Raw genomic sequence first — 21340 nt, 5'->3', positions numbered from 1 at the left:
GACATTATTTCAATGAGTTATCTATTTTTGTCGTGTACAGAGATTTAAATGTTTATTCTTAAAAATATAGCTTAAATTTGGCGTTTTTCCCATGCCTATTTACGTTACCCTTCAGCTTTCGGATAAAGCGCTAATTCGGCCAAGGCCTGCTGCAAAATTTTAAGACGGATCGCCGGATCCATATTACTTTGCATCTGCATATTCAGTGAAAATGCCACGATTTCGTCCTGAGGTGTTTCGATCCAGCCGGTGAGCCAGCCGACTTGCGGCTCCACATCCATACCCCAACCAGATTTGGCATATAGTCGATAATCTTGTCGCTCCTGTAACAGTAACATGGCTTTGACTTGTTGCTGGACTTGAGGATCAAAGGCAAGTTGCTCTTGAGCAAGCGCAGAGGCAAATTCGACTTCTTGTTCCGGGGTGATTTTCAAAGGTCCGACTAACCAGAAGTTGTCGATATGCTGACCAATCTGCTGATTACCAAATCGAATGCGTTGCACTTCCTGTTGCATTAGTTCCAGACCAATGCGACGTGCCAGTTCCTGATAGACGGGTACAGCAGAAGCTTGCATGGCTTGGCCGAGAGTCATGTCTTTTTCCCAGGCTGCAAAACTGCGCTTCTTGCCATCCCATTTAAAGATTTCATTGGTCGTGGCTTTACCATGTTGCAGGCCAATCAGGGCATTGAGTATTTTAAAGGTTGAAGCAGGAATATATTCGGTATGTGCACGACTCAAATCATTGCCATAGACCTGTAGATGTGGGCCCCGTTGAATTACTAAAACGCCAGAGCTTTGTGCCTGATCAAATAATTTGGCAATGGTTTGAATAGATTGAGTTGAAGTGATTTGAGAGGACGAATTTGAAACAGGCAAGCTACAGGCTGTCAGGCTCAAGCAACTAAGTAAAGGCAACAAAATAAGAGTTTTCATAAGTTCAGGATATTCTCTGTACACGACAAAAATAGATAACTCATTGAAATAATGTCATAATAATTGTTTTCTAACGACGAATACTATGACACATCTCAATGAGTTATATCTTATCTTAAACAAATATCTAAAATGGAACAAGTCACATTTAAAGTGCTTTGCGCTCATCATGCTTGTGATTATTTTAAAGCAAACATGTAATCTTTCTTCTGCATCTAAAGCCTTGCCCATCAAGTGCTTACCACAATCATTTTATCGACGTATGCAGCGCTTCTTTGCAGGTCAGTATTTTGATTATCGTCAAATTTCTCAGTTGATTTTCAATATGTTTTCATTCGACCAAGTGCAACTGACTTTAGATAGAACCAATTGGAAATGGGGAAAACGAAATATTAATATCCTGATGCTCGCAATCGTTTATCGTGGAATAGCGATACCTATCCTTTGGACATTGCTTAATAAACGTGGAAATTCAGATACGAAAGAGCGTATTGCTTTGATTCAACGCTTTATAGCCATTTTTGGTAAAGACCGTATTGTGAATGTGTTCGCAGACAGAGAGTTTATCGGTGAGCAGTGGTTTACATGGTTAATTGAACAAGACATCAACTTCTGCATTCGTGTTAAAAAAACTTCATTGTCACCAATCATTTAGGAAAGAATCATAAAATTAGTGATTTATTTCGCCATCTTAAAGTTGGTCAAATTGAATGTCGTAAACGACGGATTTTGGTTGGTCGGGTGAAACTATATATAAGTGCACTACAGTTAGAAAATGGAGAGCTTTTACTCGTCGTTTCTCCTCAGTTTAATGCCAATGCTATTCAGGATTATGCATTACGCTGGGAAATTGAAACCTTATTCAGTTGTCTCAAAGGACGCGGGTTTAATCTTGAAAATACGCGCTTGACAGACCCTAGACGAGTGAAAAAATTGATTGCGGTGTTAGCTATAAGCTTCTGTTGGTGTTACTTAACGGGTGAATGGCAACATGATCAAAAAAAAGCGATAAAAATAAAGAAGCATGGACGACTCTCAATGAGTTTATTTCGCTATGGTTTAGACTATGTTCAAATGGCGATTCAGCGTTTAATTGGTTTTGGGAAAAAAGAAGAGTTTAAGGAAATTTTGGCAATTTTAAGAAGGCAGAACCCTGATAGGATAAGGGTTCTGTGAAATTTGTCGTGTACAGAGTTGTCATTTGATGGTGACGGGTGGCTTCCGTACCGCAGCAGGTATGAATGCAGCCCTAGATAGTAGCGCATGTGATTTTGTCGGTATTGCACGTCCATTTGCGGTCGAGCCTGATCTGGGTAACCGTCTGGTTGCAGGACAGGATGTACGTTATGCAGTGGAGAAAATTAAAACCGGTATTCCAATGATCGATAAAATGGCGATTATGGAAATCATCTGGTATGCCGCGCAATTTAAGGAAATTGCCAAAGGTAATCGACCAAATCCAAAACTGTCGCCTTTAAAGGTATTTTTAAATTACGTAAAAGGCAATGTGAAAGCTGTGATTAAAGGTCAGATCAATTCACGTAAATCGGCCTAATGTGCATAATGTATTGAAGCAAAAACAGGGCATATACAATGCCCTGTTTTTTATGAGTGATCTTTCTAAGAATAAGTCATGGCTTGAGTCTGAAAAGGGAAGAGCAGCTGGGAAAGCTGACGCGTTGCCCACAAGCCTACTTCCTGATGATGCATATACGGTGCTACATAAGGAATCAATAAATCAATCTTTTGTTCGGCAGCGGCACAGCGATTCAGACGGCTTTTCAACTGATGAATCTGTTGCTGGTCAATACGGTTCAATACCGGTTCCATCTGGTTATGAACTTGAGATCTGCTACGTGATGACAGACGAGCGGCAAAAGTCTCACCTTGAATCCAGTCTTTAATAATCTGTTTTTCAGTCGCATTAAATACACCAAACATTTTGCCATCTGGATCATCAATCATTTTCCAGAACCGGCTTTGTTCTACAGGTGCATCTTTTACAATCCAGCCTTTTTCAATCATGACTTTCAAGAAGTCTGCAATCTGTGCCGGATCGGATAACCACTCATTAATGGTCTTGCCATTAAACTGGCATTTCTGGTTATGGATATATTGTCCAATCAGCGCTTTGTTCTGGAACACTTTCAAAGCCAGTTTTTCAGTATCCAGCTGCTTGATGATCTGGGTAGAACTTTTACCAATGTCATTCAGCACATAACCTTTTTTAATCAGGTCTAGATACTGGGCAGGATCTTCAGCGAGTGCATAATGATCAAAATATGCTTGCAGCGATTTTTGTGCATGACCGTTGTGAGCATTATCAATGGTAATGTGCACATTGAAATAATGTGGATCAATACCGAGTTCAGATAACTCATAATTGGTAATTAACAGATGTAAGGGCAGCTGTTCATAACCCAGATTAAAACCAATGACTAACGGCAAATATTCAGGTGGTGCATAGGCCAATGCCAGTTGAACGGCTGCTTGTTCATAATAACTGGCATCCAGCTGCTCGGCATAGCTATTCAGCTCATAATGATTCAGCAAGTCCCGATACATGGTGACATGATTGGCACGAGTATGACCCATGCCCAGTTCTTCCAGATAGATATAAATCAGATCTTTGGTTTCCGGCCGATTCCAGTTTTGCACAGTTGAATAAAGCCATGAGCCGTCTACCAGTTTTACAGGTGAAACTTTGGCAATAAACTCAAATGCATGTGACACAGTCGGGAAATACTCACGTCCTTGCTGCTTTTTACGCCGCTCTACATAAGACTGGAAAATTGCGCAGGTTTGGTGGTGCTGTTCCAGAAAATGTTGCTCTACATGTCTGGGTTGATCCAGCCATTCCAACCCAGCCACATCAACCTGCTGGATTAAATCTCTTAAATAGTTCTCAGCCTGTTCGGTCTTTACTGCCGTCGAAATCTGTTGATCTTGAAAGAAGTTGATCCAATCTTTAAAGTTATTAAATTGATGATTATGGTTTTTAATAGATGATTCAGGCGAACTTAACTTTGTAATGACGAACATAATCTGATCCCTGCAGATATATTATGCATTCTACCTTAACGGCATGCTCATACCACGGGTGTTGATTTTTTGTTCGGATTTATAGTGCGATTGCTGTAAATGAATATGAATGGATAACGAGTTGAAGAGAAATGTTAAAGAGTAAGATTTTTGAATGAACCATTTTTAAACAAATAAAATTGCAATCAAAGAAATTTGATCAAACGTTAAAAACAGGAATGAGGGAACAAGCAACAAAACAAGCAATAAAAAAGCCCAAGTCATCATGCTTGGGCTTTTTCATGAGAAGTTTATTAATTAACCTGAGTTCGATGAAATCCACTTAACCTTTTAGCATATTTTGGAAAGTTGGCTTATTGGGGTTCAAACAATAAGCCACTACAGCAGCCATGATATTCACCATGAAGTTATTTACCGAACGATGACGTGAATGTTCAAGTTGATGTAAATTTTTTAATTGATCATTCACTGTTTCGATCAATCCTCTTCTGCAAAGTAATTGTTTTTCTTCTTCAGTTTGGATGGGTTTATTTTTCATATTCCGACGTGATGGGGTCAATATTTTCAGTCCTCTTGCTGCTAAAGCTTCGGCTTTTGCTTTGCTCAAATAGCCTTTGTCTCCGAGTAGGATCCCTTTTAATTCTTGAGTTAAAGATTCTAATATAGCAACATCATGAACATTTCCCGATGTCAGCTTGAGATTAATAATTTCACCTAAATTATTGATAACGAGATGTAATTTAAAACCATAAAACCAACCCGTACTACTTTTTCCACGACCGGCCAAGCCTTTAAATACACGATGCCTTTTAATCCGAAGATTATGGCAAACTACCAATTTAGTGGAGTCAATGATACTGATTCCCGTATCTTTTCCTTTCACCTGATGGAAGAAACTACTCAGAGCTTGCAAACAACGGGGCATGATTTCAATAAATCGGTTGTAGCTAAGCAGTTTAGGAAAAGCAGATTTCCAGAATGGAACGATCATTTGGCAATAAAAATATTTGAAGAATCTAAAACCGGATTGATGAAATAAAATGACAATGGTCATTGCTTCAGACAAGCTTAAAGCTGACTTTTTCAACCTGGTTTTTTGATTAGAAATTAAAGCTTTCTCTAAAGATTCATTAAATTTTTTGCAGAAATCATCCAAAATACAAAATAATTCGGTAATATGATCCATTGAGAAGCCTTGTTTTATAACATTTTGTCTTGAGAACCAATATGTTACAAAAACAGGGCTTTTTTTCTACTCTTTTTTTATATCGAACTCAGGTTAATTAACTATCTCGAATATGGCGTCCCTACGGGGATTCGAACCCCGGTTACCGCCGTGAAAGGGCGATGTCCTAGGCCTCTAGACGATAGGGACAATGTAGAAGTGATATTTTAAACCAGAACTTTTGATCTAAAGTAATGGCGTCCCTACGGGGATTCGAACCCCGGTTACCGCCGTGAAAGGGCGATGTCCTAGGCCTCTAGACGATAGGGACTTAATAAAATATTACTTCTGAAATTGGCGTCCCTACGGGGATTCGAACCCCGGTTACCGCCGTGAAAGGGCGATGTCCTAGGCCTCTAGACGATAGGGACGTTTCAGAGGTGGGCGTATAATAGGGCGTATAAAGGGGGGTGTCAAACGCTTTTCGGCAATAATTCTGAAAAAAATGATCAACTGAATAAAATTAAAACTATTCTGCTGTCGTAATATGTTTGAAGTGCTAAAAATGATGTTTTTAAGCTATAGTTTAAATAGATGCCTATATTGGAGCAGGGTGATTCTCTTTGTATTTCGCTATTTGTTGTTACTTAACAAAACTCAGAAAAAAGGGCAATCCTAAGATTGCCCGCTATTGTTTTTACATTCTCGCTAAAAAAGCATTATCATTTTTTGTGATAAATCATGTAATAACTGGCATAGCACAACACAATAAAAATCATACAGCCGATAAAACCTGCCAGCATTTCAGGGTCAAATAACATACTCAGGCAAGTTATAAAACAGAATACAAAACCTAAAATAGGCACTATTGGAAATAGCGGTGCAGCAAAACCTAAATCCTGTACGGTTTTGCCTTGTTTATACCATTGGCGACGGAAGTTAAACTGGCTTAAACAAATACTCATCCAGACCACAACCATTGTAAATGCAGCCACACCTAAGAGGTTTTTAAAGATGGTTTCTGGCGCAAATTGCTCAGACAATAACCCTGGCATTGCTCCGAGCATGGTGACTATGACTGCTATATAAGGAATACCACGCGCATTTACCTTAGAAAAAATCTGTGGCAATTGCTTTTGGTGTGAGAGCGACCACATCATTCGTGAAGCTGCAAATAAGCCTGAGTTCGCTGCAGAGAGCAAGGCTGTGATAATCACAAAACGGATAATATCTTCAGCATAAGGAATGCCAATCTGATTAAATACCGTCACAAAAGGGCTACTGCTTACCCCTTCTGCAGCCAAACCTGCAGCCTGATGTGGTAATAAGGCACTAATTACCACAATAGTACCTACAAAGAAAATCAACAGGCGGAAAATTGCAGTATTGATTGCTTTAGGCACGTTTTTGGCAGGGTTTTTGGTTTCACCTGCAGCAACACCAATTAACTCCGTACCCGAAAAAGCGAAATTAACAATCAACATGGTGGCAAAAATAGGGAATAGCCCTTCAGGAAACCAGCCTTGTGCAGTTAAATTGCTAAATAAAGGTGCCGAGCTATAACCTTGATAGGATACAACCCCAAAAATTGCCATTAAACCCAAAACAATAAAGGCAATAACAGTCACGACCTTGACCAAAGACAGCCAAAACTCAGATTCTGCAAACAGCCGTGTGGAAATCATATTTAAACTAAATACGACACCACCAAAAATCAGTGTCCAAATCCACATGGAAATATGCGGGAACCATTCCTGCATTAACAACGCGGCGGCGGTAAACTCTGTGCCTAAAGTAACCGACCACGTGAGCCAATACAACCAAGTGATGGTATAGCCCGTGCCAGGCCCAATATATTGTTTAGCGTATGCGCCAAACGAACCTGAAACAGGCATGTGTACGGCAAGCTCACCCAAACACAGCATCACCATATAGGCAATTAAACCACCAAAAATATAAGCGATGATGGCGCCAACGGGGCCTGTTTGTGCAATGACTTCACCTGAGCCTAAAAATAGACCTGTGCCAATGGCACCGCCTAGTGAAATCATGACCAAATGTCGAGTGCTCATGGCACGTTTTAAAGGCTCAGTATTACCTTGATGCACAGCACCATTTTGATGATTCGATGACGGCATAAGTGTTAGGAGAAAATATGGAATGAAGCGGAGTATTGTAGAGAAAAACTACAAATCTGCAATCTTGAAATAATAAATTTGGATTAGAAATGATCGTATAGCAAGATATATGGCGTCCCTACGGGGATTCGAACCCCGGTTACCGCCGTGAAAGGGCGATGTCCTAGGCCTCTAGACGATAGGGACGATACGAGGTGAGGCGTATATTATGAATTTTTTGCGACAGTGTCAAACCTGAATCCTAAAAAATACCGCGCTTTATGATATTTGTTTAAAAAAATGTATCTTTAAAAATAATAAATTACCAAACACAAATTTGAACGCTGTGCAGCATTTTAATGATCAGGGGTTTGATATTGTTTTTCAGTGGTTGTTGTTTGTGTTGCTGCGGGTTGAGGGTTTGGTTCAGGTTGGGCAGGCTCACGATTCACAATATAAAGATACAACGCAGAAGGCGCGAGAATGACCAAGACCAATACAATTTTTTTCAACATAGCAGAATAAGTTACACAAATTGGAATATTGCCATTATAACCAAAGTCAGCTTAAAAGACTGTATGCATAAAGGCTGATTCAAAGTAAAAATCATTTCGATACTCAACCTTGAGGCTGAGAAACATGAATTAAGATCACAACATTAAAAAGAAAACAGGATGACAAACGCAGTCTGTCATCCTGTAAACCTCTCAATGTTTGAGTACCAAGCGTATTATTGATCTGGGTTGAGTAAGTTCTCTACCATGTGCGGTGCAAGTTTATTCAGAATAAAACAAAATAGCTCTGCAGTTTTTTGCGTATCGTATAAAGCTGAATGTGCTTCTTTGCCATCAAACTCAATACCTGCCTGAATACATGATTTTGCCAGCACTGTTTGACCAAACATCACCGCACTTAAAGTCACTGTATCAAACACTGAAAAGCTATGGAATGGGTTTTGGTTCTTCGTACCTGTGCGGGCAATGGCTGCTTGCACAAAGCCTAAATCGAAATGCGCATTGTGACCGACTAAAATGGCATGGGTGCAATTTTGTTGGCGACGCACTTCATTGACCGATTTGAAAATCCGTTTTAACGCAGTTTTTTCATCTTCAGCCATGGCCATACGCATAGGGTTGAAAGGATCAATCCCAATAAAGTCCAAAGAGCGGCGGTCTAAATTTGCCCCTTCAAACGGGTTGATATGCGCATGACACGCTTCGCCTGGTACAAATTTGCCTTCCGCATCATAAACAATTGGAATAGCTGCAATTTCTAACAAAGCATCAGTTTGGGCATTAAAGCCTGCGGTTTCCACATCGACCACCACAGGCAAAAAACCACGAAAACGTTGCCCCATAACGGGCAAAGTTGTATCTGTCACACTTTTCTCCATTGAATGGTTTTACCCGCATATAACGGAATAATTTGTTCACCATCCAAGTAGTCTAAACTGGTTGGAATGATTTGCTCTTCTTTTACCAAGGTAATGGTGTTGGTATTACGCGGCAAACCATAGAAATCTGCACCAAACAAGCTTGCAAAGCCTTCTAAGCGCTCAATACGTCCAGCTTGATCAAAAGCTTGTGCATACAGCTCAATTGCCGTAGGTGCACTATAGCAGCCTGCACAGCCACATGCATTTTCTTTGGCATTTTTTGAGTGCGGTGCGCTATCTGTCCCTAAGAAAAACTTAGGATTTCCGCTAGTCGCGACTTCCAATAAGGTTTGCTGATGGGTTTGACGTTTTAAAATAGGCAAACAATAGAAATGTGGTTTCACACCACCCACCAACATATCATTACGGTTAAATAATAAATGTTGTGGGGTAATGGTTGCAGCGACATTCCGGCCTTGTTCTAAAACAAATTGTGCTGCTTCAGAGGTGGTTATGTGCTCAAGCACCAATTTCAAATTTGGAAATTGTTGTAATAATGGTGAAAGCACTTCATCTAAGAAGCGTTTTTCACGGTCAAAAATATCGACATGATTATGCGTGACTTCACCATGCAATAATAATGGCACTTGTTGTTCTTCAAGTTGCTCTATCACCGCATAAACTTTACGAATGTCGCTTACCCCATTGTCTGAATTGGTGGTGGCACCAGCAGGGTAAAGTTTAATCGCATTTACATGCGCCGAGGCTTTAATTTTCTTGACTTCTTCAGGAGAGGTTTGATCGGTAAAATACAACACCATACGCGGATCAAAATTTACACCTTCAGGAACATGTGCCATGATGCGTTCACGATACGCTTCTGCTTCTTCTACCGTTTTTACTGGCGGAACAAGGTTAGGCATACAAATTGCGCGTGAAAATTGCTTGGCAAGATCAGGAACAGTACGTTGTAGTGCTAAACCATCACGTAAATGAGCATGCCAGTCATCTGGCTGGATAAGAGTAATTGTATTCAAGGCGCTGCCAGTTTGAAAAATAAAACAGATGATAATCTATAAATGTTAAAATGATAACGCCGAAAGCCATAAAAAATAGAAATGCCTGAATGAATAGTTTAGACATTGTGTTATTTTAGAAACATTAAAATTATATTCAGGCTGTTACAGGTTTGCTGTGCAACAATCGTGATTAAATGGAATTTAAAGCATCCATGGAATACAAATATAAGTTAGCCAAGCTACAGTACGACAAAGAAAAAAATGAAGAGTTGATTAAACATCAACGTAAACGTGCGGGTCAGGTTTTTCCGAAACAACTCGAAGTGGAGTTTTGGAAACAGCATCTTGAACAAGCACGGCATAACATTAACCAATATTTTTGGTCGGGCGTACTCATCTACTTTATTATCACTGTGATGATTATTACTGGGGATTACTGGATTATTGATCGAAATTTTTTTAAGCACGACTTTATCCATTCCTTACTAGGCCTAGTCAATGGTGCATTTTGCTTACTGACCCTGTTCTTTTTTGCCCATTATAAAATTTTACGCTCATATTATCCTTATGCAGCCATGGCGTTGACTTTTTGGGCCATTGTGTCGATGACTTGGCTGACCATGACAGTGCTTACCGAAGTGTTTAGATATCAAGCCGTGATGATCATTAGTATGATTTATATTATGGGCTTTGTACTGACAGGGGTGAAGCCGTTTCACATGCTGCTGACAGGGCTAATGGCTGCGGTGGTTGCCATGATTATGTTATTAAGCTTGCATATTCCAATAGATGTGATGGTGATGGGGCGGGTGTTGGTTGGCAGTAGTGTGATGGGTTTTTTAATCAGCAAAATGCTGTGTACCCGAGAGCGGATGATTTTTTTGGTGATGCACCAAGCTCGACTTAGTGAAAAAATTAATCGTATCCATGCCGAAGAGTTGTTGCATTTAAGTCAGCATGATGCGCTGACCAAAGTGTCTAACCGACGTACCTTTGATGAAATGCTAGATAGCTATTTTGAACAGGCACGGCATGATGAAGTGCCATTATCCTTACTCTTTATCGATGTCGATTTTTTTAAAAAATATAACGATCATTATGGGCATCAAAAGGGAGATGAAGTCATTTCAGCGATTGCCAAATCGATTAAAGACTCGATTCGTCACATGGATTTTGTCGCACGTTATGGTGGCGAAGAATTTGTGGTGTTATTGCCAGAAACAGATGCACATGGTGCGTATGCTGTGGCTTCCAATATTTTTAAAGCAGTTGAGCGTTTGGCGATTCCCCATAGCCAATCTTTAGTTTCCAGTAATGTCACAATCAGTTTAGGTTTTACTGTTTATAAAGGTGAGGCGGAAATTTTTAAAAGCGATTTCTTGCAACGTGCAGACCAAGCCTTGTACCGTGCAAAACAGTTGGGACGTAATCAAATTTATTACCACACTGTGCAGGTGGAAGAGGTCCTGTAAGTTTTTCTATCGCAGCTTTTAGTATGAATTTTTTAGTCTTCATGTTTAAACGTATATAAAAAAGCCGCTCAATTTGAGCGGCTTCGATTTCAAAAAATGATCAGCAAGTGATTATTTGTTTTTGTCTTTCAATTGAGGCACTGCAGAACCTGAACCAATCGACAATAAGCCAGAATTGGTATAAAGACCTAATTTAGCGCGTGTATCGGTAATGTCTAGGTTACGCATCGTTAACTGACCAATACGATCCATTGGCGTAAACATTGAATCACCTTTCTCCATGGTTAAACGCTCAGCTTCATAAGTGAGGTTCGGAGATTCAGTGTTCATAATGGTATAGTCATTACCACGACGTAACTCTAAAGTCACAGTACCTGTAATCGCTTTCGCAACCCAACGCTGTGCAGTTTCACGAAGCATTAATGCTTGAGAATCGAACCAACGACCTTGATACAATAAACGGCCTAAACGTAAACCGTTAATGCGGTATTGTTCAATCGTATCTTCGTTATGAATACCCGTAACTAAACGCTCATAAGCAATGTGTAATAATGCCATGCCCGGTGCTTCGTAAATACCGCGAGATTTCGCTTCAATAATACGGTTTTCGATTTGGTCAGACATTCCCAAACCATGACGACCACCAATACGGTTCGCTTCAAGAATCAACTCAACAGGGTTTTCAATACGCTGACCGTTCAGTGCAACAGGCATACCTTCTTCAAAGGTTACTGACACTTCTTCGGCTTTCACTTCAACGTCATCTTTCCAGAATGCTACGCCCATGATTGGGTCAACAATTTTGATGCCAGCATTTAGGTACTCAAGGTCTTTCGCTTCGTGTGTTGCACCGAGCATGTTTGAGTCAGTTGAATACGCTTTTTCTTTTGACATTTTATAGTCAAAACCATTGTCGATGAGGAATTGTGACATTTCCGCACGACCGCCCAACTCATCAATAAAGGTTTGGTCTAACCATGGCTTATAAATTTTAAGCGCAGGATTGGTCAATAAACCATAACGATAGAAACGCTCAATATCGTTACCCTTATAAGTTGAACCATCACCCCAAATGTTGACGTCATCTTCTTTCATGGCAGTCACGAGCATCGTACCTGTTACTGCACGACCAAGCGGGGTGGTGTTAAAGTAAGGCATACCACCTGTGTTGATATGGAATGCACCACATTGAATGGCAGCAATACCTTCCAAAGCCAACTGTAAACGGCAGTCAACCAAGCGTGCTTTTACCGCACCATATTCTTCTGCTTTCTTTGGAATGGCATCATAGTCATCTTCATCTGGCTGCCCCAAGTTTGCGGTATACGCATACGGTTCAGCGCCTTTTTGCTTCATCCACAATAAAGCAGCTGAAGTATCTAGACCACCAGAAAAGGCGATACCGACTTTTTTGCCTACTGGTACATTCTGCAAGATAGTTGCATTATCAGTCATTGCTAGTCCTAAGTTTTTAAAATATGCACCACATTTTGGTGGCCAAGGAGAATTCTAAACTGCAAATTATAGCACTCTTTAAAATGCTTGTTTTCGTTAAAAAAGCACATTTGATAAAAAAATCAGGTTCAGGCTTAAATTTTCATTTAGAAATGGCAAACTTGGTGTAGAAATTGAAAAACAAAAACCGCAATTTGGATGGTGCAAAATAAAATCACTTTTATTTTTTGGCGTTTTTGTATCAAATTTAGATCAAGAATAGTTAGGGTCTGTTGACACTTCGTCTATGTTTGCGACGACGCATATTTTTTAGCTGATATAAGGCATGAGGCAGGAAATTTAGTAACTCTAAATGACTGACTCATAACGCAATAGCAGCAAAAAATATGCTTGTCCTGAAAGGCTGTGGCTAAAACTTTCTCAGATTGCGTTATGAAACTTGGCAATAGTCTCGCTATTCCCTGCGTTTCATTCCTGATCTGCTCAGTTTTAGCCTACAGCACAAACCATTAATGAAATATCAACAGACCCTATAAATTGACGATTGTGCCACGCAGTCGAACTTTAGAGTCATAAACAGTTTATAAAAATCGGTTAAAGTATTATTCATGCAACAAGTTGCAAAGCTCATTATATAAGGATTCATCATGACAACTCGCTATGCAAATATTCTAAAACCATTACATTTAGGATTTACGACCATTAAAAACCGTGTCGTGATGGGTTCAATGCACACAGGATTGGAAGATCGTTTTTATAACTATCCAAAACTGGCTGCCTATTTTGGAGAACGTGCTAAAGGTGGCGTGGGTTTGATTATTACGGGCGGTATTTCACCTAACCGTCAAGGTTGGTTATTGCCTGCGGGTGGTACCATGAATACATTGGGCGATGTTGCACCGCATCGACTGGTGACACATGCAGTTCATAAGCATGGCGCGAAAATTTTAATGCAAATTCTGCATTCAGGACGCTACGGTTATCAGCCATTTGTGGTGTCTGCAAGCCCGATTAAATCTCCAATTTCACCATTTAAACCTCGTAAAATGAGTGAAAGACAAATTTTAAATACCATTGAAGATTATGCGAAAACAGCCAGTCTAGCCAAAATGGCAGGTTACGATGGTGTCGAAATTATGGGTTCGGAAGGCTATTTGCTGAACCAGTTTTTAAGCCGTCATGTGAATCAGCGTGAAGACCAATGGGGCGGTGCAATTGAAAATCGTATGCGTTTTGCTTTGGAGGTGGTGAAAGCTATTCGTGCTGAAGTAGGAGAAAAATTTATTATTTGCTTCCGTTTGTCAATGTTGGATTTAGTCCACGATGGCAACACTATGCAGGAAGTGATTACCGTTGCAAAAGCCTTAGAGCAAGCGGGTGTGAACTTACTCAATACTGGAATTGGCTGGCATGAAGCTCGTATTCCGACCATTGTGACTTCTGTGCCACGTGCAGCTTTTGCTGATTATACCGCGGAAGTAAAGAAACACGTTGAAATTCCTGTAATTGCATCCAATCGTATTAATATGCCAGATACTGCAGAAGAAATTTTGGCAGCGGGTAAAGCCGATATGATTCAAATGGCACGCCCATTATTGGCAGATGCATTCTGGGTCAATAAAACTGCAACCAATCGTGTCAATGAAATCAACACGTGTATTGCCTGTAACCAAGCATGTTTAGATCATACCTTTAAAAATCAGCGTGCGACTTGTTTAGTCAATCCGCGTGCAGCCTACGAAACTGAATTGGTCTATGAGAAAACCAAGCAACCGAAGCGTATTGCCGTTGTGGGCGGTGGTGTTGCGGGAATGTCTGCAGCCACAGTTGCTGCGAGTCGTGGGCATCAGGTGACTTTATTTGAAGCCAGCAATGAAGTGGGTGGACAATTCAATTTGGCTAAAGTGGTGCCGGGCAAAGAAGAATTTCATGAAACCATCCGCTACTTTAAAGTGCAAATTGAAAAAACTGGGGTCGATTTACGTTTAAATACCAAAGTCAACCGCGAGCAACTCGAACGTGAAGGTTTTGATGAAGTGGTGATTGCAACAGGTGTTGTACCACGTGCTTTAAAAATTGAAGGTAGCGATGCACCGCAAGTATTGTCTTATGCAGAAGTATTACGTGGCGCACCTGTTGGACAAAAAGTTGCTGTGATTGGTGCAGGCGGAATCGGTTTCGATGTGTCGGAGTTTTTACTGAAACCTGAACATCAGCCACAACCTCAGCCTTTGGCTGAATGGCAGCGTGAATGGGGAGTTGATCCAAATCCTAATTATGTGACTGAAGGCGGCATGTGTGCTCCAGAAGTACATCCTCCAATCCGTGAAATCTATTTATTGCAACGTAAAACGACGGCTTTTGGTGCTGGTTTGGGTAAAACTTCAGGGTGGGTACACCGCGCACAGTTAAAAAAACATGCCGTGCGTATGCTACGTGGTGTGCAATATAAAGCAATTACCAATGAAGGCTTATGGATTGAAATGGCAGGTCAAGACCAATTGTTACGTGTAGATAGCATTGTAGTCTGTGCTGGGCAAGAATCAGTTAAAGATTTAATGCCTGCGGCAGATGAAAATACTTTGGCTAATTATCATATTATTGGTGGGGCAAAGCTTGCTGCAGAGTTAGATGCAAAACGTGCGATTCGTGAAGGGGCAGAGTTAGCCGCTAAACTTTAAAGATTGAGGTAGCTATGCTCTTGTTTTGATGAGCTTTAGCATTGATTTGGTGAAACAATATTCACTTGAGTGGTAACGAAGAATTTTTTACTTGTCATCAAATCAAAAGCTTCGTATCATGGCCCACATGGAAGCGTGGCAGAGCGGTTTAATGCACCGGTCTTGAAAACCGACGAGGGTGTGAGTCCTCCGTGAGTTCGAATCTCACCGCTTCCGCCAAATATCTAAATAAGCCCTTGTTTTTACAAGGGCTTATTTTTGTCTGTAGTTTTGCCCCTCAAATTACCCCTCATCAAATTTTGGATTGGATTGATTTCTTTTGGTGGTATTTGGAAGATTAAGGAAAATAGTTAAATAAGCTGAAACTTGGTCCTAGAAATTGACGATGACGATGAAGACAGTCGCGGCAATCGCTCTTCACAAGATGATCGACGAAATAATAGTCATCGAAAACGTGATGAATATGGGCGATTTACAAGTTAATGTGTGAAATAAATTATATTAACCAATTGTCTTCTATATTCAAGACAATTGGTTTTATTAAGTTTTATAAGAATAAATAGTATTACATTACGTAAAAATGAATACTAAGAGTTTTCCTATCTGTTTTATTTTCTTCTTTCACTATAGATTGCCAAATAAATGAGGGCCTTGATTTTTAAAAACATCCCTAAAGAGAATACATCTATATCTCATTTACTAAATACTGACGGGATTAATACTTTTCCTAATTTACAAAAAAATAAAGCAGATTATAATAGCTCATCTCTATTTAGCGATGAGAAGCTGAATTGATCCCCAAAATAATAGATTATTTTTAATTTTAAATTAATAGGGTTTTGTTGCATAAATATGGAAATATCTGATTTGAATAAATTTAATTTTGGGTTAAAAAATAATCAAAACTTTTAAAATCATATGGTTATGAAATCTTTGTGCGACAAAACCAATAAGATACAACAATCAATGGAGCCAGTGAAAGTGGATATGAAACATTTTAAAGAGCAATCCAAATTTATATTACTGGCTATTACCATTTTATATAATCCTGCTACTTGTGCCCAAACTTTGAGCTTCATACAAGCAGAGCAATATATTCTTCATAATTCATATAGTACTCAAGCCAGTCAGGCGTTACAACAGGCTTCACGATTAGAAGCCACTGCGTTAAAGGGTTTGGGATTGCCTCGTGTGGACTTAAATGTAAGAGCTTATACTTATCATCAAGAATTGGAAGTACCACTCGGCGGAATAAAAAATAATTTAGAACAGACATTAAGCAATAACGTGAATCAAAAAGTTGATCAATGGTTAGGAGGTAGTTCGAATACCGCTGTCATAAAAGATGGAATCGGTCAAAGTATACAAGAGGGTGTCGGCTTAATTCCGAATGCATATCAGCTCAACTTAGATAATCAAGTTGTTCAACCCACCATTTCGATGATGATCCCGCTTTATACAGGCGGTTTCATCAGCTCAACTAAAGAAGTGGCGCAAATTAATGCGGACCGCCAACAATTAAATGATCAGCAACAGCAAGATTTACAGCGTTTTGAGTTAATACAGGTCTATTTCAATAGCCAATTACAGCAACAGCTTTTAGCAGCCAGTCAGTATAATTTAAAAGCTATACAGGGACATTACCAAAATGCGTTAAAACTAGAACAACAGGGTTTTATTAGCAAGGGTCAACGCATGCAGTTTGAAGTGGCTAAGAACAATGCTGAACGTGGTTTGCAAAACAGCGAGGCAAATTATAGTTCAAGTCTATTCCAATTGAATAATCTACTCCAAAGTAGTCAAATTAAGGATTTAAGCACGCCTTTATTTGTGAATAAGACTCCATCTACGTCATTAAATGCATTATTAAAAAGCTACCCAGAGCAATCAGTATTGATTCGTAAAATGCAAAAGGACATTCAACTGGCGAATGCTCAAGTTAAAATTAAAAGTGCTGCGACCAAACCTAATGTTTTTGCTTTTGGCGAATATGGACTAGAAGATAACCCTCACTGGATTGTGGGTGTTGCTGCGCGCTACAATTTATTTTCAGGTGTAGATCATAAAAAAAGTATCCAAGCTGCAGAATTACAGCGTTACGCGACTGAGTTGATGACTGCGCGAAGCAAGCAAGAGATTGAAACTCTCATATATAAATCTTATAGTGAAATGCTTACCGCTCAACAAAGCGATATTTTGCTCCAGCAAAATTTAAAAGCTGCAGTTGAAAACTTAAGAATTCAAGAATTATCATTTAAAGAAGATATGGCCACAGCCAATCAAGTCATTGACGCACAGAATATGTTAAGTGGTTTAAAAGCAGAAATGGCATTAAATGCGTACAAATATGTAATGTCACTGGCTACTTTATTACACAGTCATGGTTCGATTGATCAATTCTCAGAGTATCTGACCCAACCTAACACACATTATATTAATTCATGATGATGAGATAATTCCAGTGAATCAAGATCAGAATAATTCGAATCAGGAAGACAGAATGTCTGAATTGTCAGAGAATCAATCTTTAACAGCAAATTCAGCATCAGAGCAGCAGACTGCTATCCACCAACAAATGGATAATGAAATTGAAAATGATGATAAGTTGTTAGAGAGTGAATCAGTTGACACTTCACAAACTGCTCAAGATCAGGCGCAAGCCCTAAAGCCTGATTCGACAAAATCTAGAAAGTTAAAAATATTTGCGACATTATTGCTGATTTTAATACTCAGTTTAATTGGTTTTGGGCTTTGGAAAAGTTATCAGCCTCAACAAATTGAACTTCAAGGGCGTGTGGAAGCGGAAACAATATATGTGAGCACCAAAGTTCCGAGTCGTATAGAAGAGCTTTATGTACAAGAAGGACAGGTCGTTAAACAAAATCAGCCATTAGTTCGGCTTTGGAGCCCTGAAGTTTCAGCCAAAAAACAACAGGCTTTGGCAAGTCTTCAATCAGCACTAGCTTTTCAATCTACCGCTACACGCGGTTCTCAGCAAGAAAACATTGACAGCTTGTATGCGAACTGGCAAGCCTTGAAAGCACAGGAAGCATTAGCCAATACGACCTTACAACGGAGTATAAATTTATTTCGCGAAGGGGTGATTTCTAGACAACGCCGTGATGAAATTCAAGCAGCTGCTACTTCAGCATCTCAGATGACTGAAGCAGCTTACCAACAGTATGCACGTGCTAAACGCGGTAGTACCCCCGAACAAAAATCCACAGCAGATGCACAGGTAGAAATTGCAAAAGCGGCAGTGGCAGAAGCAAATGCATTAGAAGCAGAAACACAATTGAATGTACCTGTAGATGGGGTTGTTTCCAAAACCTATGGCAAAGTTTCTGAACTAATCGCCATGGGAGTACCTGTGGTGAGTATTATTCAAAATGATATTTGGGTGAGTTTGACTGTTCGTGAAGATCAATATGCATCTATTTATCAGCTTAAACAATTACAAGGCTATATACCTGCACTTGATCAGTATATGCTGTTTAATATCAAAAATATTGATGCGGAAGGTGAATTTGCTACCATAAAAACAACTCGTCAAACGGGCGGTTATGATATTCGAAGTTTTAAAGTGCATTTGGTGCCTGCCACGCCGAATCCTAATTTGAAAGTAGGTATGAGTGTGCTCTTTAAATTAAATAAGGCACACTAATGTTTGCGGGTTTTTTTCGAGAGTTAGAATATTTAATTAATCACAAATGGGATTTGAGTTTAGTCACCCTTGCGCCGTTGGTAATTATACTATTATTCAGTAGCATGTTTTATCAGGGTAAACCTGAACATTTGCCAATTGCTGTTGTCGATCAAGATCGGAGCGAACTCAGTCGTCAAATTAAAAAATATCTTACCCATCAATCTACGTTGCATATTGAGCTTGTTACTCAAAATCTAAGTGATGCAGAACGAAAGTTAAACCAGAATAAAATATGGGGCTATGTAGTTATCCCTGCTGGTGCAGAAGAACGTTTGGTTCACGCTGAAGATGCGCAAATTGGTATTTTTTTTAATCAAAGCTATTTTAGTGTTGGTAATAGTATCTCTTCAGCTATGTTTGTGAGTAGTCTCGAGGGAATTCAAGACTATATGAGACACCACTACTTAGTTCGCCATTTACCTGAGCTGGAATTACCGACAGCTACCGTAAAAATTTCACCTTTATATAATCCAGACTTGAATTATGAGCTCTATTTAGAGCCTTATATGATCCCAGCAATTTTGCATTTATTACTTTGCTGTTGTGTTGCATTTTCTGTTGGACAAGAGCTTAAATTTAAAACCACAGCTACCTGGGTAATGGGAGGGTCTGCATGGCGTGCTTTAATAACAAAAAATTTAACTTATGTCTTTATTTTTAGTTTCTGGACTTGGGTATGGATGTTCTGGCTGATTGAAGTACGAGGGTGGTTTGTTGTAGGGCAGTTGTGGGTGATTATTTTTGCACAATTTTTATTGTATTGTGCCTATGCATTTATAAGCAGTGCAATGGTTTTAGCCACTCAAAACTTAAGTAAAACTTTTGGTCTGATTGCTGTTTATGGTGGGTCATCCCTAAGTTTTGCAGGTGTGACTTTACCTTTAAATAATGCGCCATTATTTACAAAAATTTGGGCCAATATTATTCCGTATACACCTTATGCAAAATTGCAAACGCAGCAGTGGATTGTGGGTAGTCCGCTTGCGACTTCTGTTCTGCCATTTTTTATTTTAATTCTATATGCGGTGTTGTATTTTATTTTGGCGCTGTTTCTGCTTAAACATCGGCTTAAGGCGGGCAAAAATGAAACTATTTTTTAAATATTATACCAAAACATTTAAAGATATTTTTGCAAATTCAGCGATTTTCACAACACTGATTTTATCTGTATTTTTATATAGTTTCTTTTATCCTACCGCATATAAATCACAACATGCTGAATTTTTACCTATTGTAATTGTAGATGAAGAACGTAGTCCTCTCACTCAGCAAATTATAAGTGAGGTTGGTAAAAGTCCGAATGTTAGAATTAAAACCATCACAGGAAACTTTGCTGAAGCCGAAAGCTTGATTAAACAACAACAGGTAGATGGTATTTTATTGTTGCCAAATAACTTATCACACAGTATTCGGCGCGGTGATGTTGGTGGAGTTGGTTTATATTTAAGTACTGCTAACTTTCTAAAAACCAAGCAAATAGGTTTTGGTTTGGCACAGTCAATTGAAAGTGTGCTAATGACCCAAACTGAAAGGTTTAGAGAAATTTCAGATTTTTCTCCTGTTCTATCTGTCCATCAAATTCCATTATTTAACACAACTTCAGGCTATGGTAGTTATATTTTTCCTGCAATTGCTCCTCTCATCATTCATCAAACCATTCTTTTGGGTTTAAGTATGCTTATAGCAACTTATAAGGAACGAGGCTGGAAACCGAGCAAAACTGAAGTATTTGGAATATTCACTGCTATTTTAAGTATAGGGTGTTTAGGGTGCTTTTACTTATTCGGTTTTACTTTTTGGCTTTATGATTATCCTCGTGGAGGTAATTTTGAGGGAATGTTATTAGCTGTTCCTATTTATATTGGTAGTGTAATTGGCTTGAGTTTTTTAATTGCCAGTTATTTTGATATGCCTGAACGTGCAGGACAAGTTTTAGTTTTTACTTCAATTCCATTGTTTATGCTATCAGGAGCGGCTTGGCCACACGCAGCTATGCCGCTTTGGATGCAATACATTGCCAATATATTTCCTTCAACTCAAGCTATTCAACTGTTTATACAACTAAATCAAATGGGCGTTAAAACTTCAGTTGTATTGCCTAAATTAATTTATTTATTAGCATCTGGTAGTATTTTCTTGTTTTTAGGGGTTTGGCGAATTCGTAGGTCTAAGAATGAGTTGAGTTTCGCAAAGAAAATATAATAAGTTTTTCTTTGTGAGGATATCTTCTGATGGACTTTGTTGCACAAACATTTTGCAACTGACTAATTTTAAAATTTCTGTATAAATTTTAATCTATAAATAAATATAATAAAATCATACGCTTAATTTTTATGCAACAAAGCCTTTTCAAATTAGGATTACTAAAGGCGC

Annotated in this window: 15 protein-coding genes, 5 tRNA genes and 1 pseudogene; 9 read left to right on the top strand and 12 right to left on the bottom strand. The window is 39.2% G+C overall.

The features are described 5' to 3' along the window. Positions 1-104 precede the first annotated feature (104 nt). The gene (locus K1T76_RS08805) at positions 105-935 is read right to left on the bottom strand and encodes an OXA-134 family carbapenem-hydrolyzing class D beta-lactamase OXA-235 (RefSeq protein WP_000854009.1); all 831 of its coding nucleotides are present in this window, start codon (positions 933-935) and stop codon (positions 105-107) included. Between the two features lie 85 nt (positions 936-1020). Here K1T76_RS08805 and K1T76_RS08800 point away from each other — a divergent pair. Next, positions 1021-2111, top strand: a protein-coding gene (locus K1T76_RS08800; protein ID WP_085940413.1) for an IS4-like element ISAba1 family transposase whose coding sequence is annotated in 2 segments (ribosomal slippage) — positions 1021-1561 and positions 1561-2111 — 1092 coding nt in all. Because the reading frame shifts where the segments join, the coding sequence is not laid out codon by codon here. A 19-nt stretch (positions 2112-2130) separates the two neighbouring features. Further along, positions 2131-2490, top strand: a pseudogene (locus K1T76_RS08795) (NADH oxidase); the annotation flags it as partial. Between the two features lie 65 nt (positions 2491-2555). On the opposite strand, the gene K1T76_RS08790 reads toward K1T76_RS08795, so the two are convergent. The 10 genes from K1T76_RS08790 to pyrC form a co-directional block, all read right to left on the bottom strand. Further along, a complete protein-coding gene (locus K1T76_RS08790) occupies positions 2556-3977 on the bottom strand; it encodes an iron-containing redox enzyme family protein (protein WP_019836353.1) in 1422 nt (473 codons plus the stop codon). Between the two features lie 322 nt (positions 3978-4299). Next, the gene (locus K1T76_RS08785) at positions 4300-5163 is read right to left on the bottom strand and encodes an IS982 family transposase (protein ID WP_004679438.1); all 864 of its coding nucleotides are present in this window, start codon (positions 5161-5163) and stop codon (positions 4300-4302) included. Positions 5164-5276: 113 nt separating this feature from the next. Further along, positions 5277-5352: transfer RNA gene (locus tag K1T76_RS08780), tRNA-Glu, on the bottom strand. A gap of 45 nt (positions 5353-5397) precedes the next feature. Beyond that, positions 5398-5473, bottom strand: a tRNA-Glu gene (locus K1T76_RS08775). A gap of 24 nt (positions 5474-5497) precedes the next feature. Further along, a tRNA-Glu gene (locus K1T76_RS08770) sits at positions 5498-5573 on the bottom strand. A 291-nt stretch (positions 5574-5864) separates the two neighbouring features. Then, on the bottom strand, positions 5865-7280 hold the full coding sequence (locus K1T76_RS08765) for an amino acid permease (protein ID WP_070152415.1): 1416 nt from the start codon (positions 7278-7280) through the stop codon (positions 5865-5867). A 110-nt stretch (positions 7281-7390) separates the two neighbouring features. After that, positions 7391-7466 (bottom strand) — tRNA-Glu (locus tag K1T76_RS08760). Between the two features lie 149 nt (positions 7467-7615). Continuing rightward, positions 7616-7774: a hypothetical protein gene (locus tag K1T76_RS08755; RefSeq protein WP_019836351.1), complete on the bottom strand. Its 159-nt coding sequence runs from the start codon at positions 7772-7774 to the stop codon at positions 7616-7618. A 215-nt stretch (positions 7775-7989) separates the two neighbouring features. After that, positions 7990-8652 carry a ribonuclease T gene (gene rnt, locus K1T76_RS08750; RefSeq protein ID WP_034606721.1) on the bottom strand — a complete coding sequence of 221 codons (663 nt, stop codon included), beginning with the start codon at positions 8650-8652 and terminating at the stop codon, positions 7990-7992. Then, positions 8637-9671 (bottom strand): dihydroorotase, encoded by a 1035-nt coding sequence (gene pyrC / locus K1T76_RS08745; protein ID WP_019836349.1) that lies wholly within the window; start codon positions 9669-9671, stop codon positions 8637-8639. Before pyrC ends, rnt begins: the two co-directional genes overlap by 16 nt. Before the next feature lie 194 nt (positions 9672-9865). On the opposite strand from pyrC, the gene K1T76_RS08740 reads away from it, so the two are divergent. Then, positions 9866-11125 carry a GGDEF domain-containing protein gene (locus K1T76_RS08740; protein ID WP_026438014.1) on the top strand — a complete coding sequence of 420 codons (1260 nt, stop codon included), beginning with the start codon at positions 9866-9868 and terminating at the stop codon, positions 11123-11125. A 111-nt stretch (positions 11126-11236) separates the two neighbouring features. On the opposite strand, the gene argG is transcribed toward K1T76_RS08740, so the two are convergent. Beyond that, on the bottom strand, positions 11237-12580 hold the full coding sequence (argG, locus tag K1T76_RS08735) for an argininosuccinate synthase (RefSeq protein WP_230245153.1): 1344 nt from the start codon (positions 12578-12580) through the stop codon (positions 11237-11239). Between the two features lie 647 nt (positions 12581-13227). Here argG and K1T76_RS08730 point away from each other — a divergent pair. The 6 genes from K1T76_RS08730 to K1T76_RS08705 all read left to right on the top strand — a co-directional run bounded on the left by K1T76_RS08730 (position 13228) and on the right by K1T76_RS08705 (position 21169). Continuing rightward, positions 13228-15261, top strand: a complete 2034-nt coding sequence (locus K1T76_RS08730) for an NADPH-dependent 2,4-dienoyl-CoA reductase (RefSeq protein WP_230245152.1) — start codon at positions 13228-13230, stop codon at positions 15259-15261. A gap of 129 nt (positions 15262-15390) precedes the next feature. After that, positions 15391-15480, top strand: a tRNA-Ser gene (locus tag K1T76_RS08725). Between the two features lie 768 nt (positions 15481-16248). Next, entirely contained in the window at positions 16249-17706 is a 1458-nt protein-coding gene (locus K1T76_RS08720) for a TolC family protein (RefSeq protein ID WP_230245151.1), read from the top strand. Between the two features lie 55 nt (positions 17707-17761). After that, positions 17762-18925 (top strand): biotin/lipoyl-binding protein, encoded by a 1164-nt coding sequence (locus K1T76_RS08715; protein WP_230245150.1) that lies wholly within the window; start codon positions 17762-17764, stop codon positions 18923-18925. Next, on the top strand, positions 18925-20067 hold the full coding sequence (locus tag K1T76_RS08710) for an ABC transporter permease (RefSeq protein ID WP_070152395.1): 1143 nt from the start codon (positions 18925-18927) through the stop codon (positions 20065-20067). Before K1T76_RS08715 ends, K1T76_RS08710 begins: the two co-directional genes overlap by 1 nt. Continuing rightward, positions 20051-21169, top strand: a complete 1119-nt coding sequence (locus K1T76_RS08705; RefSeq protein WP_019836549.1) for an ABC transporter permease — start codon at positions 20051-20053, stop codon at positions 21167-21169. The genes K1T76_RS08710 and K1T76_RS08705 overlap by 17 nt, the downstream gene beginning before the upstream one ends. Positions 21170-21340 lie beyond the last annotated feature (171 nt).

The organism is Acinetobacter sp. PW68 (assembly GCF_020982655.1).
GTDB lineage: Bacteria > Pseudomonadota > Gammaproteobacteria > Pseudomonadales > Moraxellaceae > Acinetobacter > Acinetobacter towneri_A.
The sequence above is the reverse complement of the archived record's forward strand: the minus strand, read 5'-3'. Positions and strand labels throughout refer to the sequence as shown.